Source organism: Nocardia sp. NBC_01388, assembly GCF_045040085.1.
Taxonomy (GTDB): Bacteria; Actinomycetota; Actinomycetes; order Mycobacteriales; family Mycobacteriaceae; genus Nocardia.
In genome coordinates this window covers 1,718,945-1,734,481 of the sequence record NZ_CP109553.1, presented here as the reverse complement: position 1 = coordinate 1,734,481, position 15,537 = coordinate 1,718,945, and the positions used below count along the sequence as shown (strand labels likewise).

Here is a 15,537-nt window from a genome sequence, read left to right as displayed (position 1 = left end):
GCGCCGCTTCCTACCGCCCGTTCCGACCCGCATGGCATGTGCGCAGGTCGGGGCGGGCACAATGGCGCAGTGAGTTCTCCCGATACCGATACCCTGGTCGTGCGACTCCGGACGGCCGGTTGTGTCTTCGCGGAGGAGGAAGCCGAGCTGCTGGTTGCCGCCGCCACCGCTGCCGAGCAGCTGGAATCGCTTGTGGTGCAGCGCATTGCCGGCGTACCGCTGGAGCATCTGCTGGGGTGGGCGGAATTTCGCGGAATACGGGTCGCGGTGACGCCCGAGGTGTTCGTTCCCCGGCAGCGTACCGGCTTCCTGGTCGAGCAGGCCGTCTCGCTCGCGCGCGACGGCGGCTCAGCGTCCGGGTCGTCGATCGTCGCGATCGATATGTGCTGCGGCAGCGGTGCACTCGGGATGGCATTCGCGACCGAGCTTGCGGCGGAAGGTATTCGAGTGGAACTCACTGCCTGTGATATCGAACCGCCCGCCGTCGCCTGCGCCCGCCGCAATCTCGCTGCGCTGGACGCGCGGGTGCTGGAGGGCGATCTCTTCGATCCGGTGCCCGCCGAATTGGCCGGGCGCGTGCGGATTCTGCTCGCCAATACCCCGTACGTCCCGTCCGCGGAGATTGCCCATATGCCGCCGGAGGCGCGTGACCACGAACCGCGGGTGACGCTGGACGGTGGCCCGGACGGACTCGACGTACTGCGCCGGATCGCCGCCGTGGCCACCCAGTGGCTCGCACCGGGCGGACATCTGCTGGTGGAGGAGAGCGAATCGCAGGCGCCGCGCGCCGTAGCCGTCATGCGCGAGCACGGGCTGACCGCACGCATTGCCGAGGACGAGGAAATCGGCGCGACGGTGGTCATCGGCACCCGTCCCCTGCCGGTGGGCGTGGGCGGATGAGCATTCGCGGCATTCTCTTCGACGTCGACGACACCCTCATCGATTACGCGGCCACCGCGCGCATCGGCCTGCTCGGTCATCTGCGCGCCGAGGACCAGCTCTGGCTGTTCGAATCACCGGACGAGGCGGTAGCGCTCTGGCGCAGCCTGGAGGAAGAGCACTACCCGCGCTTTCTGGCCGGCGAGCTCACCTTCAAGGGCCAGCAGCTGGTGCGCACCGAACTGTTCCTGGCACATATCGGCATCAGGGTCACCGATCCGTCCGCCTGGTTCGCCGACTACGCCGCCCGCCGCGACGTCGCCTGGATCACCTTCCCCGATGTCCCGCCGACGCTGCGCGCCCTGGCGGGTCAGGTGGCCCTCGGCATCGTCTCCAATTCCGCACTGGCACACCAGCAGGACAAACTCCGCTCGGTGGGCCTGCTCGACCACTTCGGTGACGCGGTCCTGTGCTCCGCCGAATTCGGCACGGCCAAACCGGATCCGGCCATCTTCCTCGCGGGCTGCACAATGCTGGAGCTCCCGCCGGACGAGGTCGCCTATGTCGGCGACCGCTTCGACACCGACGGCCTGGGCGCCCGCAATGCCGGTCTGCGCGCCTACTGGCTCGACCGCACCGCCCGGGGCGTCGCCCACCGAGACGGCGTCACCATCATCCCGTCCCTGGTGGAGTTGAGCGCTACAACGTTCGCCTCCGGCCTCGACACCCTTTGACAGCTGCCGAACGCACCCGCCCGGCCACCTTGCGCGAACTCGGACCGGACCAACCGAACACCCTGATCCACGGCAATCGGCACGACACCCCTGCTACTGGCGTCGCGCTGCTCGCGATCGAGACGGCCGTGGCAGATCTGTCAGATCAACTGGCCTCCATCGACTTTCGGATTTCGGCGGCGATGTCGAGTTGGCCGCGGGCGGCGGCCAGGGCCGCCGCGGTGTCCGCGTCGGTCCGCTGGGTGGCGGCCGAGATGTATTGGGCTACGCCGGATTCGATGGACGCGACGGCGTCGGTGGCCAGTTTCAGTTGGTCGGCGGCGGCTGCGGGTGGGAGGGCGGCCATGGCCACCAGGCGGTCATCCCAGGACAGGGCGGCCTGTTCCAGTTCGGCGCGCAGGACGAGGGTGGTGCCGTCGTCGAGAGCGTCGGCGGTGCGCAGAGCGGTCATGGTGTCGCGCAGGCGGCGGTGCAGACGGGGGGCCGGGTCGTGGGAACCCGCCCAGGAGGCGGGCGCCTTGGTGGGGGTGCCTGGCACCACCTGATTCGCGGCGCCGACCGCCTGTTTCTGGCGTTTCGAGAGCAGCGCTGTGCCGCCGCCGATCGCCACGGCGAGCACTATCAGAAGTACGAGCACCCACACCATCGCTACACCCTCATCCGCTAATTGTGGTGTCCGGGCGCCGTATTCGGCGGCCGGGGGACCGTGGTCCGGCTGGTGGCCGAGTGATGGCCGTGCAGTCCGTTGTACACCAGGATGAGCGCCACGATGGCGACGAGCACCGCCACGATCAAGGCAATGATCTTGATCTTGCTCCAGGGGCGGTCACCGGAAACCTCACCGGTGAGGCCGTTGATGTACACCTGGTACGGCTTGTCCATATAGACGACGGTCAGCAGCCAGATCGGCAGCAGCAGATGCTTGTACGCCAACCAGTTCCACGAGGTGTTGGACTCGTGCACGATCTGGCGGTCGCCGCCGATCGCGGCGTGCACCGTACTCTCGATCGCCTGCTCCATGCGCTGCCGCGCCTCGGGCAGCGACTGTTCCGCGTCGTTGTCGTAGGTGCGGCACAGATGACCCGCGACGAATTCCGGTGAGTACGAACGCGCTTCCTCGACCGGCCACGGCTCCAGCGCGCGAATGCGCGAGCGGTTCAGGTTCTCGTTGGCGAGCACCGGGAGATCCGCGAACTGATTGCTCACCTCACCGGACACCGGAAACCAGCGGGTACGCGTCTCGTAGATCGGATCGCCGTCTTCATCGGTGCCGGTCCGCACCTGATAGTCCTCGCCGCGCTCACCCTGATACCAGGTGCCGGTATCGGCGTCGTAGGTGAAGTACGCGGTGTAGAGGCTCGAGAACGCCCCGATCCGCCGGTACTTGCGGAATTTGGACGGTGCGAACCACCGTCCTGAGACCCACTTCTCGACCAGATCCCGGGCCTGCTTCTCCCCGACGTGGAAGGGCAGCAGCCCGTCCACCGGGAGCCGTGCGGGCGCATTGTGCACATCGTCGCGCTGGATCGGCGTCGCGCAGTAGGGGCACCGGGTGGCGGTGAGCGTGCCGCTGAATCCGGTTGTCCCACCGCAGTTCTGACACTTCACCTCCCGCTCCCCCGTGACCTGCGGCCCGGCCTGACCGGCCTGGATCTGCCGCAACTCCGCAATGGCAGGCCCGAGCTCACGCGCCTGCACCGGAGTGTTCGGCACGGTGATGGCCGAGCGATTACCGCAGTTGGGGCACGGTGACAGGCCGGGTATTGATGAAGTACACCTCGGACCGGAACGGCGAATTGAAGCCGTGCCGCCACCCCTGCAGGGTGGACATGATCGGCATATTCTCGGTGGTGAGCTGGTAGTGCCCGGGACCGTACTGGTCGGCCAGCTGCCCCCGGTAGACGAAGACCGCGCGCTGACCCTCCCGGACGATGAGTTCCGCACCGTTCTTGATCTCGTTGTCGTAGCGCGGGAATCGCCACGCCAAGGTGGTGCGGGTGTCGTCGAGCCACTCGATGATGTCGACGAATTCGCCCCGGATCATGTCCATCAGGCCCATGAAGTCTCCTGTTCCTCCCTTCGGGCACAGCGCCCGCCCTGCGCGAGTATCGCACAGGCGTGTAAACGCTCGTGTCCCACGCGAACTGCTATCGCACGCAGGCGCCCCCGGTGTTATCGCGTTCCGCTGACCAGTGGATTCGGCCCGGAAATGACGGCCTGCCCCGGACATGGAAAGGCCCGCGTGGGGAGCATCTCCCCCGCGGGCCATCGCTCGAAAAGCTACTTGCGGCCGGTGAACTCGTCCATGGAGTGATAGACGCCGACGCTGTTGAGGTAGAAGTCGCGCACCTTCAGCGGCAGCAGTCCGGAGATGGCGCGGTTGAGCCGCGAGGTCCAGGGCAGCACCACCAGCGCCGCACCCTTCTTCATCTCCTCCCAGGAGGTGTTCACGACCTCCTCCTGCTCCAGGATCGGGGTGAACAGGAAGCCCTTGGCGCCGTCGAACATTCCGGTATTGATGTAGGTCGGGCAGACCGTGGTGAACTTGACGTGCTCGTTGCCGGACTGCTCGAGCTCCAGCCGCACCGAATCCGACCAGCCCAGCGCCGCCCACTTCGAGGCCGCGTACACGCTCATGCGCGGATTCGCGACCAGCGCCGCCGACGAGGCGATGTTCAGCACCCGCGCCTCGCCGCTGTTCTTCACCATCGCCGGCAGGAACTCCAGCGTGATGTACATGGGCGCAAGGGAATTGATGGCCATGGTCTTGTCGATATCGGCCCGGTTCTCGGTCTCCCAGAAGTAGCCGTTGCCGCGCACGATGCCCGCGTTGTTGATCAGCACATCGATATCGCCGACCTGCTCGCGCACCGCCGCACCGTGCTCGGCGATGGCATCGCGATCGGAGACGTCGACCACATAGTGGTGAATGCTGCTGCCGCCCAAGGCCGCCAGCTCGGCGGCCGTCTCCTTCAGTGCCTGCTCATTGATATCCCAGAGCACCACCTGGGCGGCCTGTTCGCGCACCGCCCGCTCCGCGAACGATTTGCCCAGGCCCATAGCGGCGCCCGTGACGAGGACCTTCTTGCCCGCTACGTTCTTCATTTCGTGCTGCTCCCCTGTTCCGATTGTCCGCGAATCACTTCTGCCGCAACGACTTCATGACGCCCAGGTAGACCGTCATGGTCTTGGCCCACAGCTGCTCCGACATGCCGGGCAGCGGGGCGATGGGCAGCATGCGCTGCACCGCGATGGTCTGGGTGTCGACGTACTTGAGCAGGCCCTCCGGACCGTGCCTGCGACCGGTGCCGGAGATGCCGAGCCCGCCGGACGGTGCGGCCACCGAACCCCAGGCGGCGATGAAGCCCTCATTGACGTTCACCGAACCGGCATTGACGCGAGCGGCGATCTCGCGTCCGCGGTCCGTATTCCGGCTCCACACACTGGCATTGAGGCCGTAGGCGGTGTCATTGGCCTGGGTCACGGCCTCGTCATCGCTGGCGACGCGGTACACCGAGACGACCGGCCCGAAGGTTTCCTCGCGGAAGACCGTCATCCCCTCGCGCACCTCCGCGAGAATCGTCGGCTCGTAGAAGTACGGGCCGAGTTCGGGGCGCGCCTTACCGCCCGCGAGCACGGTCGCGCCCTTGGCGACGGCATCATCGACATGCTTACTGACAGTGTCGATCTGGCGCGGGAAGGTGAGCGAGCCGATCTCATAATCGAAGTCGAGGGTCTTGCCGAGCGCGAGCTTCTTCGTATTGGCCACGAATTCGGTGACGAACTGGTCATACACCTTGTCGTGCACATAGATTCGCTCGATCGATTCGCACAGCTGCCCGGCCGAGGCGAAGCAGGCGCGCACCGCGATCTTGGCGGCGGCGGACACATCGGCGTCCTCCAGCACCAGCAGCGGATTCTTACCACCCAGTTCGAGGGAGTAGCCGATGAGCCGCTCACCCGCCTGCTGGGCAATGGTGCGGCCGGTGGCGCTGGAACCGGTGTAGTCGACGTAATCGGCGCGGGCGATGACCTCGGGGCCGAGCTTGGCGCCGCGGCCGAGGACGGCCTGCCACAGGCCCTTCGGCAGTCCCGCGCGCTCGGCGATATCGATGGCCCACAGCAGCGTCAGCGCGGTCTGATTGTCCGGGCGGCCGATGACGGCATTGCCCGCGAGCAGCGCGGGCAGCGCATCCGAGGCGCCCAGCGCGAGCGGATAGTTCCACGGTGAGATCACGGCCACCACGCCCTTGGGCCGGTTGCGGACCTCGACCTGGGTCAGCAGCGGCATGACGCCGCGCGGCTTGCGGTGCGCGAGAATGCGTTTGCCCTCGGCGGCATAGAAGCGGGTGTTCACCGCGACATCGGAGACCTCGTCGAACGCGTGCACACGCGACTTGCCGGTCTCGATCTGCACGATATCGAGAATGGTGTCCTGCTCGGCGAGCACCAGATCGTGAATGCGGCGCAGCAGTGCCGCGCGCTCCCCGACCGGCACCTTCGCCCACTTCTCCTGGGCGCTGCGCGCGGTGGTGAAGGCGGTCTCCACATCGGCGACAGAGGACTGCGGCAGATCGACGATCTTGCGGCCGGTGGCCGGCGCGAAGATCTCGACCGACGGCGCGCCGCCCGCGACCGCATGGCCGAGCAGTCGCTGTACCAGGTCGAACGGCAGTGCATCGGCGGCGGCGAGCTGCGGGGCAGTCGACATTGGTCGCCCTCTCGAGGAGTCGGACGCGGGCGGGCCCGCTATTTACTGAACACCGATGTTAGGTGAACACTAGTGTTAGATTAATGGGCGTGACGCACCTCATGTCAAGCCGTACGCGCGGTGGCCACCTATGACGGCGGCCTCCACGGCAACGGCCTCCACCGCAGCCCGGCGCGGCCGCCCGCCACAGACGGCGCAGCAGGCCGATCAGGTGCGTGCGCGCATCGTCCTGGCCACCGCCGATGTCTTCGCCGAACACGGTTCGCGCGGGCTGAGCGTCGCCCGCATCATCGACGCGGCCGGACTGGCCCGGCCGACCTTCTATCGCTATTTCGCCAATGCCGTCGAACCCCTGCACGCGGTCCTGACCCTCTCGAACGACGATCTGGTCGGCGGCATTCGCGCCGCGCTCGAACGCACCGAAGAGCCGGTTCAGCTGGGCATCAATATGATCGAGGCCTATCTCTACTGGGCGAGCGGCCACGGCCCGATGCTCTCCCCGCTCTTCGCGGAACTGCACGACCCCGGCTCACCCGTCTCCTCCTATCGGGAGCGGGCCCTGGACGATATTCGCGAACTCGTTCGCACCAAGTTCGTCGAACTGGGCCGCCCGGTACCGGCTCCCCTGGATCTGGACACCGCCCTGCAAACCTGCGAGTTCGTGGTCTACCGGATTTCCGCGGGCGGCGAACCCGGTCCCGACACCATCGCGGCGGCCCGGCTCACCATGATTCGCAGTGTTCTGGTCACCCTCGGACGCCGCGAAGACGTCGAATACGCCCTGACGATCCCCGGGCTCTTCGCCGCTGATTGAGAGCGCAGCCCGCTCACCAGCTACTTTCGCGCGCGGAGCAAATCGCGGCATTCGCCTGCCGGACCGGCCAGGTTCCCGGCGCCGTGCCCGGATTGCACCTACCGTGGTTTATGCGAACTTTCGTTCACCTGCTGCTTTTCGCCTGTGCCATCGCCATCGCCGTCGGCACATTCGGTCCGCTGCTCGGCACGGTCGAGGCCCGGCATGTCCGGCTGTCGGATCTGCGCAATGGCTTCGGTTCCGGGCAGACCATCGATCAGGCCGGCAATCAATCCGTCTCGCTGGTGGTGTCCCTGGCCATCGTGCTGCTCGGTGTCGCGCTCGTCGTGCTGCTGGCCGCGCTCTTCGGTTCCCGGGTGCTGGGCTGGCTCGGCGTACTGGCCGGGCTGGCGAGCCTGGGCGTGCTCACCTGGCGGCTCGACGAGCAGTTCGATCATGAGCTGCGCACGGACTACCGCACGCTGCTGAGTGGCAGTTGGGGCCTGTACCTGGTCGGCGGCGGGCTCGTCCTGGCCGTGCTCTGCCTGCTGGCTCCACGCGAGCGGGTTGTTCGCGCCATCCCACGGAGCTAGAGCCGCAGTCGAGGATGGTCCGCTACGGAGCGCTCGATACCCGATCAGGTTTGCTCGCGCGCTCGAAGCGCATGGCCGGATCGGTGACCGTGCCGTAGCGGAGTTTCGGGAGGTCGCGCAGGTAGTTCATATGCAGTTTCCAGGGGGCGCGGTCGCCTTGCTTGGGGAGGCGATCGAGGGCGCGCAGGACATAGCCGGGCTCGAAGTCCAGGAAGGGGGCCGTGCCGACCGACGGGTCGCGGACGGGGGTGGCCTTGGCGTAGCCGTGCGAGTCCATGTAGCGGAGCAGGCGAACCACGTACTCGCACACCAGATCTGCCTTGAGGGTCCAGGAGGCGTTGGTGTAGCCGATGATGAAGGCGAAATTGGGGACGTCGGAGAGCATCATGGCCTTGTAGGCCATGGTATTCGGGAGTTCGACGGGTTCGCCGTCCACCGTCAGGGCGATATCGCCGAAGGCCACGAGGTTCAAACCCGTTGCGGTGATGATGATGTCGGCCTCGAGGTCGCGGCCCGACTCCAGATGCAGGCCGGTCTCGGTGAAGGTCTCGATACGGTCGGTGACCATCTCCAGCTTGTCGTGCCGGATGGCCCGGAACAGATCGCCGTCGGGCACCAGGCACAATCGCTGATCCCACGGGTTGTAGGGCGGATTGAAATGCGTGTCGATGTCGTAACCCGCAGGGAGCCAACGCTCTTGCAGGCCGTGAATCCAGGCGCGCATACGCTTCGGATAGCGCTGCGAGATCTGGTACATCGCGGTGCTGAAGCCGACGTTCTTGGCGCGCGCCAATCCGTATGCCGCACGGGCGGGCAGGATTCGGCGCAGCCGATCGGCAATGGCGTCCCGCGCGGGCATGGAGATGATGTACGACGGTGAGCGCTGCAGCATGATCACCTGCGCGCCCTGTTCGGTCAGCGCCGGGCCGAGCGTCACCGCCGTCGCGCCGGAGCCGATGATGACCACCCGCTTGCCCGCCACCTCCAACTGCTGCGGCCAGTGCTGCGGATGCACAACAGGCCCGCGAAAGCGCTGCATGCCAGCAAAATCCGGGGTGTAGCCCTCGTCGTACCGGTAGTAGCCGGAGCAGCTGAACAGAAAGTTCGCGGTCATGGTCACCGATTCGCCGTCATGGTCGGCGGTCACCGTCCACCGATCGTCGATCGAAGACCAATCCGCCCGCACCACCCGATGCCGATACCGAATGTGCTTATCGATCCCGCCCTCGGCGGCCGTGTCCCGCACATACTCGAGAATCGAACCCCCATCGGCAATGGCCTTGTCCCCCAGCCACGGCCGGAACCGGTACCCGAGCGTGAACATATCCGAATCAGACCGAATCCCCGGATAGCGGAACAGATCCCACGTCCCCCCGATCGCCTCCCGCATCTCCAGAATCGCATAGGTCCGCCCCGGAAACGCCCGCTGCACATGATAGGCCGCCCCCACCCCGGAGAGTCCGGCCCCCACAATGAGCACATCGACGTGCTCCGGCGTGCCGCTCATCGATACTCCTTCGATTCGCCCGAATCCGGCGCTCGCGGCTCACATTCGCAAGGGCAGCCCGGCCGGTGCCTCCGCACCCTGAATTCCAGCGTATCCACCGCGGCACCGGCGCAGGACCGAAGCAGCCCACGAACCCGAGAGGAATCCGCCCGACGCCCCACCCGGCGCTCCGGCCCCGATATCGACCCGGACAGCTGATCACCAGGAACTGAGGGCGGCATCGTGCGAGAACACCCCATCCCCACTTCCTGGTGATCTTGCTCCCGCGCCGATCCATTCGCCGAGTGGGCTCTGGTGGTGGCGACACGCCAGGTGCACTGCCACCGCCAGAGCCCTCTCGATGCAGGGGCTAGGCGCGCAGGCCGCTGGCTCGGAGGACGCGGCGGCCGATGGCGGCGCGGATGGATTCTTCGGTGCCGAGGACTCGGACGTGGCGGCGGGCGCGGGTGATGGCTGTGTAGAGCAACTCTCGGGTGAGGAGGGTGGATTCGGGGCCGGGGAGGACTACCGAGACGGTGTCGTATTGGCTGCCCTGGCTGCGGTGGATGGTCATGGCGTAGACGGTGGTGACGCCGGGGAACTGGGTGGGGTGCACCAGGTAGGGCTCGGTGCCGCGTTGCAGGGCGGCGCGCAGGGTGCCGTCGGGGGCGCGGACGATGACGCCGGTGTCGCCGTTGTAGATGCGGGCCTCGTGGTCGTTGGCGGTGACCAGGAGGGGCTGGCCCGGATACCAGTGTCCGGGACCGGGATCGGTGCTGATGCCGGCGGCGACCACCCAGCTCGCGGCCAGGCGGTCCCAGCGTTCGACACCGTAGGGGCCCTGGCGGTGTGCGCAGAGCAGGCGGTGCGATTCGAGGGCGGTGAGTGCGGCGGTGGCATCGCCGTCCTCGGCCGCATCCGTGGCGGCCCGGGCCGCCCGCAGCACATCCGTGCGCACCTCCGCCGTGTCGTCCGGACCGTGCAGAGTCAATTCGGTCCCACCGGCGACCAGCAGTTCCCAGGCGGTATCCGCATCGCCCGCCCGCACGGCCACCGCGAGTTCGGCAATGCGACCGCCGAAGCGGCGGCCGCGGGTGAGGCGAACGATGCCGCCGCGCAGTCGTTCTCGCTCGCGGACCGACAGCGCATCGGGATGGCCTGCGGTATCCCGCAATTCGCCGCCGAGTATCTTCTCCAGCGCCGGATTCGCCTGGCCCGCAATCGGTCCGGCGACGAGGTCGGCCAGCACCGCACCGGCGTCGACGGAGGCCAGCTGATCCGGGTCGCCGACGAGCACCAGGCGGGCATCGGGGCGGACGGCGGGCAGCAGCCGGCTCATCATGGTCAAGGACACCATGGAGGTTTCGTCCACCACGATCACGTCGTAGGGCAGCCGGTTGAACTCGTGATGCTTGAACCGGCTCGCACCGCCGCGCTGCCAGCCCAGCAGGCGGTGCAGGGTGGCGGCGGTGAGCTCGGGCAGGCCGATATCACCGGCCTGCTCGCGCACCGACTCCTGCAGTCGCGCTGCGGCTTTGCCGGTGGGTGCGGCCAATGCGATGCGCAGCGCGGGCGCCCCCGGCATGGCCTGCTGATGCGCCACCAGCAGCGCCAGCACGCGCGCGATGGTGTGCGTTTTGCCGGTGCCCGGGCCGCCCGCCACCACGGTGGTCCACTGCGTCGCCGCCAGCGCGACCGCGAGCCGCTGCCGATCCGGCGGCTCCCCCGGCCCGCCCTCACCGGGAAACAGCCGATCCAGCTCGCGCCGAACCAGTTCCGCATCCACCATGGGCTGGGTGGTGGAGCGCTCGGTGAGCGCCTGCCGGATCGTCTCCTCCTGCCGGTAGTACCGATCCAGGTAGAGCAGCGGACCGGCGTCCGATCCGGGCGGGTCGATCAATCGCAAGGGTCGTAGTGGCCCAGCGGGGCTCCCGCACACCAGCGGACTCTTGCGCAGCGCCGCGATGACCTCGTCCACATCCGGCCACGGCAGCGTCGCCGGATCGATCGAGGACTCCTCGGTGCCCTCGGCATCCACGCCGATCTCGTGCATCCGCCGCACTTCCAGGCATACCGAACCCGACCGCACCGCACGCACCGCCAGCGCGGTCGCGAACAGCACCGCCCCCGAACTCTCCTGCCCCAACCGCCCGAGCCGATAGGCCACATGCAGATCCGCCGCCGACAACACCCCGGCCGCATTGAACGTCTGCAACAGCCCGCTCCCCCGCTGCGCCAACTGAATCGACGTCATCAGACCGCCCCCCGACCGAAGCCCGCCGTGCCCGGCTCAGAGCACATCACGGCGTCGAGCTCCCACTCGCGATATCGCCGCCCGCCCTCCCCACATGTCGAACATCCGCCTCCGCGACACGCGCATGGCGGCCGGGATCCGCACTGGCCACGTCCCAACCGGTTTCGGCGCACCCGGTCCAGCCGCAGGCCGGGGCGATGGGGCGAAGGAGCGGCTGCACGCGTGCGGGTCAACGGTTTGCCTCCGGGTTCGTCAGTTCGCCTGCGAGCAGGAGGGACAGGTCCTCGACGAGGGCGGAGGGCGGCTTCCAGTCGAAAACGCCGCAGCCGTCGGGGGTGTCGGGGCCGATCATGCCTCGGACGAAGAGGTAGCGGATGCCGCCGAGGTGATGAGCGGGGTTGTAGCCGGGCAGACGCCAGCGCAGGTAGCGGTGCAGGGCGGCGGAGTACAGGATGGCCTGGAGTGGGTAGTGGGAGCGCATCATCTCCGCGGCCATGCGCTCGTGCGTGTAGTGGGCGACGGTGAGGTCGCCTTGGCCGAGACGGTTGGTCTTGTAGTCGACCACGACGAAAGACGGTCCGGCGGTGCGCAATACGGCGTCGATACTGCCGGTGAGGTAGCCGCGCAGCGGAGTGTCGTCCAGATGCGCGAGTTGGTCGGCATAGGGGGCGAAGACATCGTCGGCGGGGAGGTGGCGGCGCAGCAGTTCGGCAATGCGGCGCACCGTCACCCGGGTCGGGGTGGGATTGTCGCCACCGGCGAGGGGCAATTCGAAATCGAGTTCGCTGAGCCGGTCGCGGGCGGAAATCTGTGCCAGGGAACCGAATCCGATCGGAGTGTGCATGACCGCGAGGAGTGCGTCGGCGAGCACCTCCGGATCGGCGTCGAACATCTGCTCGGCGACGGCATGCCGGCAGCGGGCCCGCATCTCGGCGGCCAGATCGGCGGCATCGGTGTCGACGTACTCCAGGATCTCGTGCACCAGCGTGCCGAATTCCGCACCGTAGGGCAGCGCATTCATGAGAGACGGTGCGGCAGTGGCGAATACCTCGACGGCGTCCTCGAGCACGCTCGGGGTCTCGGGCTCGTCACTGACCCCGCCACCGTCGGGCTGATCACCGGCGGGCATGGCATCGTGAGCACCCGCGGTCAGCGCCGAGTACGAGGTGCGCCGCCACTCCTGATCCAGGGTGCGGTCGAAATGCGCGACGGCCAAGGCTTCGGGCAGCGACGCCGCATGGTCGCGCTGCAGGCGGGCCCGCCTGATCTCGCGCACCGGCTCGACGGCGATCACACCGGGTTCAGCGGTCGACGCCCACTCCGAAATGCGTTTGAGCACCACCGAATCAGCGGGCACCGCGACCTTGTCCGCAACGGCCGGACTGCCGGGCTCACGGCCCAGGATCATCCGGTGCAGCGGCGCGGTCTGGGTATCGAACGCGGGCGCCCACCAGGCCACCACCTGCGCGCCCGCACGGGTGAGCGCCACATACAGCAGGCGCAGCTCCTCGGCGGCCTCCTCTGCCTCGGCGCGCGGCTTGCGAGTGCCGTAACCGGACGCGTCCGGCCCGCCCACGTCGAGCACGCGGCGGCCCTGCTCGTCATGGAACAGCAGGGTCGGCGGATTGCGCAGCTTCGCGGCGTCCCAGGCGAAAGGCAGGTAGACGACCGGGAATTCGAGTCCCTTACTGGCGTGCACGGTGGCGAGCTGCACGGCCGCGGCATCGCGGTCCAGCCTGCGGCTGCGATCGGCGACGCTGCCGGAGGCGGGATCGCGCACCCGATCACCCAGCCAGCGGGTCAGCGCGCTCAGCCCCAAACCCTCACGCAGCGCGGCATCGTCGAGCAGTTGCGCAATGTGGCGCAGGTCGGTGAGCTGCCGCTCCCCACCCTCCAGGGCGAGCAGTCGCGGAGCCAGCCGTGTTTCCGCGCTCATCTTCTCGAAGACGGCGGCGAATCCGGCACGGGCGAAAAGCCGTGCCGAGTCCCGTAATTCGGCGCTCAGGCGTCCGACGAGATCCGCTCCGCCGGAATCGATCTCATCAGCGGCGATCCCGAGCAGCGCGGTACCTGCCGCCAGGCGCACCCGATCGGCGCGGTGCGGTTGCTCCAAAGCGTGCAGCACCCACAGCCATTCGGTGGCCGACGGCGTACCGAACACACTCGCGCCGCCCGCCAGCACCGAGGCCACCCCGGCCAGTTCCAGTTCCTTGCGCACCAGGTCGAGCTGATTACGATTGCGCACCAGGATCGCGATATCGCCGGGCCCGAGCGGCCTTTCGCCCGCGGTCCCGGCCTCGATGCGCGTCCCGGATTCCAGCAGGCGCACGATATCCGCGGCCACATCGGTGGCAATGCGCTCGCGCTGGCGCCCGACGGTCGGATAGCCCGAACGGTTCAGCGGTCCCGCACCGGTGCGCGGAAGGCACCGCAGCCGGAAGGGCGTCACCGATTCAGCAGCTCCGGAGAGCCGCGTCCAGGGGCGGGTGGCCGCTACCGCGTGCACGGTGATTTCCTTGTGCCCCAGCGCCGCACCGCCGTGCAGATGTTCCAGGGCGGTGAGCAGTCCGGCGTCACTGCGCCGATTGGTGGTGAGCTCGCGCCGAGAGTCGGCGTGCGCCACCGCATCCAGATAACTGAGCACCTCCGCGCCGCGGAAGGCGTAGATCGCCTGCTTGGGATCGCCGACCAGGACCAGCGTGGTGTGCCCGTGGAACGCGCGCCGCAGAATGTCCCACTGCAGCGGATCGGTATCCTGGAATTCGTCGACCAGCGCCACCTGGAACCGGTCCCGAATGCGCTGGCAGGCGCGCGGCCCGTGCTCCGGATCGGCCAGCACATCGTGTAGCAGCACCAGCAGATCGTCGAAATCCCGCAGACCCGAAAGCTGTTTGCGCCGCGCGGTTTCCGCGCGCGCCGCCTTCGCGAACGACACCCGCTCCCCCGCCGGATCATCCTCGGACTCGGCCTCGGGCACCAGCATGGCGGCGCCGTCACCGACCGCCGCCGCGGCCAGGCGCTGTGCATCGGCGGGACTGAACGGGGGGATATCCCGCGCGTACCGGCTCAGATACAGATCATCGGCGACGGTGGACACCACCTCGTCGACGTTCTCCACCAACCGCACCCCCGGGTCCTGCTCCCCCGCCAATCCCAGCTCGTCCAGCATCCGCTGGCAGAAACTGTGCGTGGTCGCAATGGTCCCGGCATCGAAATCCGACAGCGCCGCCAGCAACCGCTCCCGGCGCGCCGCCACCTCCCCCGGATTCGCCTGCGCCAGATACCGGATCAGCTCATCACCCTGCGCCTGCGCCCGCTCCGGATCGGCCAGCGCCGCCGCCACCGAGACGAACCGATCCCGCGTCCGCTCCCGCAATTCCTGCGTGGCCGCCCGGCTGAACGTCACCAGCAGCAACTCCGAGATATCCACCCCGGCCTCGGCCACGAACCGCACCGCGAGCCCGACAATGGCGTACGTCTTACCCGTCCCCGCACTCGCCTCCAGCACCGTCGTCCCCACCGGCAACGGCCCGGTCAGCTGGAATCCGTCGCCCGGATCGCCGTCCACGGCATCGGTATTCGAACCCGCCGAACCTTCGGCCGATCCGGACAATTCCGCTGCCGCCCAGAGACCGTCACCCATCGATCGAGGCAGGTCCGCATCGGCATCCGTACCGCCTGCGGCAGGCAACGGATCCGCGAACCCGGGTAGATCGCGCGCGGCAGCTCCGAACAGGTCCGGTGCGTCCTCGGCGTCTTCCCGGCCCGGGCCGGTCATCTCACCCGCTCGACCACTGCCCTCCCGCGCCGCCGCGGGATTGCCCACCGCATCGCCGTGTGGGTCCGGCTGCCCTCGTCCGCTCCCCGCATTCACCCCGCCTGCCTCATCCCGCGCCGACCGCTCGGCAGCCCCGCCACTCTCGGGGGCGACATCCTCGACCAGGCTGAAGAGATCGGCGCCGTCGTCACCCGCCGGTGTGCGGGCAGCGCGCGACTCGCCGCCCGCCGCGTCACCGCTGCGGCGGGCGCGGGTGGCGGGACGGACGTCGAGGTCCGGGTCGGCGATCGAGAACAGGTCGTCGGTCAT

Annotated in this window: 12 protein-coding genes; 4 read left to right on the top strand and 8 right to left on the bottom strand. The window is 68.3% G+C overall.

The window, feature by feature from the left end; genetic code table 11:
* Positions 1–36 precede the first annotated feature (36 nt).
* Positions 37–900, top strand: coding sequence for a putative protein N(5)-glutamine methyltransferase (locus tag OG716_RS08045; protein WP_405137047.1), 864 nt, complete (start codon positions 37–39; stop codon positions 898–900).
* Positions 897–1,613: an HAD family hydrolase gene (locus OG716_RS08040; protein WP_405137046.1), complete on the top strand. Its 717-nt coding sequence runs from the start codon at positions 897–899 to the stop codon at positions 1,611–1,613. The genes OG716_RS08045 and OG716_RS08040 overlap by 4 nt, the downstream gene beginning before the upstream one ends.
* A 145-nt stretch (positions 1,614–1,758) precedes the next feature.
* Here OG716_RS08040 and OG716_RS08035 read toward each other — a convergent pair whose 3' ends face one another.
* The 5 genes from OG716_RS08035 to OG716_RS08015 all read right to left on the bottom strand — a co-directional run bounded on the left by OG716_RS08035 (position 1,759) and on the right by OG716_RS08015 (position 6,324).
* Complete coding sequence (locus OG716_RS08035) at positions 1,759–2,259, bottom strand: hypothetical protein (RefSeq protein ID WP_405137045.1); 501 nt, start codon at positions 2,257–2,259, stop codon at positions 1,759–1,761.
* Positions 2,260–2,276: 17 nt separating this feature from the next.
* Positions 2,277–3,326 carry a hypothetical protein gene (locus OG716_RS08030; protein WP_405137044.1) on the bottom strand — a complete coding sequence of 350 codons (1,050 nt, stop codon included), beginning with the start codon at positions 3,324–3,326 and terminating at the stop codon, positions 2,277–2,279.
* Positions 3,327–3,342: 16 nt separating this feature from the next.
* Positions 3,343–3,672, bottom strand: a complete 330-nt coding sequence (locus OG716_RS08025) for an SPFH domain-containing protein (protein WP_405137043.1) — start codon at positions 3,670–3,672, stop codon at positions 3,343–3,345.
* Between the two features lie 221 nt (positions 3,673–3,893).
* Complete coding sequence (locus OG716_RS08020) at positions 3,894–4,718, bottom strand: SDR family NAD(P)-dependent oxidoreductase (RefSeq protein WP_405137042.1); 825 nt, start codon at positions 4,716–4,718, stop codon at positions 3,894–3,896.
* Positions 4,719–4,752: 34 nt separating this feature from the next.
* Positions 4,753–6,324, bottom strand: a complete 1,572-nt coding sequence (locus tag OG716_RS08015; RefSeq protein ID WP_405137041.1) for a succinic semialdehyde dehydrogenase — start codon at positions 6,322–6,324, stop codon at positions 4,753–4,755.
* A 130-nt stretch (positions 6,325–6,454) separates the two neighbouring features.
* On the opposite strand from OG716_RS08015, the gene OG716_RS08010 reads away from it, so the two are divergent.
* On the top strand, positions 6,455–7,138 hold the full coding sequence (locus OG716_RS08010; protein WP_405137040.1) for a TetR/AcrR family transcriptional regulator: 684 nt from the start codon (positions 6,455–6,457) through the stop codon (positions 7,136–7,138).
* Positions 7,139–7,248: 110 nt separating this feature from the next.
* On the top strand, positions 7,249–7,710 hold the full coding sequence (locus OG716_RS08005) for a hypothetical protein (RefSeq protein ID WP_405137039.1): 462 nt from the start codon (positions 7,249–7,251) through the stop codon (positions 7,708–7,710).
* A gap of 22 nt (positions 7,711–7,732) precedes the next feature.
* Here the strand turns inward: OG716_RS08005 and OG716_RS08000 are convergent, their stop codons facing one another.
* The 3 genes from OG716_RS08000 to OG716_RS07990 form a co-directional block, all read right to left on the bottom strand.
* Positions 7,733–9,217, bottom strand: coding sequence for a flavin-containing monooxygenase (locus OG716_RS08000; protein WP_405137038.1), 1,485 nt, complete (start codon positions 9,215–9,217; stop codon positions 7,733–7,735).
* 349 nt (positions 9,218–9,566) lie between these two features.
* The gene (gene recD, locus OG716_RS07995; RefSeq protein WP_405137037.1) at positions 9,567–11,450 is read right to left on the bottom strand and encodes an exodeoxyribonuclease V subunit alpha; all 1,884 of its coding nucleotides are present in this window, start codon (positions 11,448–11,450) and stop codon (positions 9,567–9,569) included.
* A 229-nt stretch (positions 11,451–11,679) separates the two neighbouring features.
* The gene (locus tag OG716_RS07990) at positions 11,680–15,537 is read right to left on the bottom strand and encodes a UvrD-helicase domain-containing protein (RefSeq protein ID WP_405137036.1); all 3,858 of its coding nucleotides are present in this window, start codon (positions 15,535–15,537) and stop codon (positions 11,680–11,682) included.

Bases quoted from the DNA above. Each gene is read 5' to 3' on its own strand.
- OG716_RS08045 (WP_405137047.1), top strand. From the start codon at position 37: ATGTGCGCAGGTCGGGGCGGGCACAATGGCGCAGTGAGTTCTCCCGAT.
- OG716_RS08040 (WP_405137046.1), top strand. From the start codon at position 897: ATGAGCATTCGCGGCATTCTCTTCGACGTCGACGACACCCTCATCGAT.
- OG716_RS08035 (WP_405137045.1), bottom strand. From the start codon at position 2,259: ATGGTGTGGGTGCTCGTACTTCTGATAGTGCTCGCCGTGGCGATCGGC.
- OG716_RS08025 (WP_405137043.1), bottom strand. From the start codon at position 3,672: ATGGGCCTGATGGACATGATCCGGGGCGAATTCGTCGACATCATCGAG.
- OG716_RS08020 (WP_405137042.1), bottom strand. From the start codon at position 4,718: ATGAAGAACGTAGCGGGCAAGAAGGTCCTCGTCACGGGCGCCGCTATG.
- OG716_RS08015 (WP_405137041.1), bottom strand. From the start codon at position 6,324: ATGTCGACTGCCCCGCAGCTCGCCGCCGCCGATGCACTGCCGTTCGAC.
- OG716_RS08010 (WP_405137040.1), top strand. From the start codon at position 6,455: ATGACGGCGGCCTCCACGGCAACGGCCTCCACCGCAGCCCGGCGCGGC.
- OG716_RS08005 (WP_405137039.1), top strand. From the start codon at position 7,249: ATGCGAACTTTCGTTCACCTGCTGCTTTTCGCCTGTGCCATCGCCATC.
- OG716_RS08000 (WP_405137038.1), bottom strand. From the start codon at position 9,217: ATGAGCGGCACGCCGGAGCACGTCGATGTGCTCATTGTGGGGGCCGGA.
- recD (WP_405137037.1), bottom strand. From the start codon at position 11,450: ATGACGTCGATTCAGTTGGCGCAGCGGGGGAGCGGGCTGTTGCAGACG.
- OG716_RS07990 (WP_405137036.1), bottom strand. From the start codon at position 15,537: ATGACCGACGACCTGTTCTCGATCGCCGACCCGGACCTCGACGTCCGT.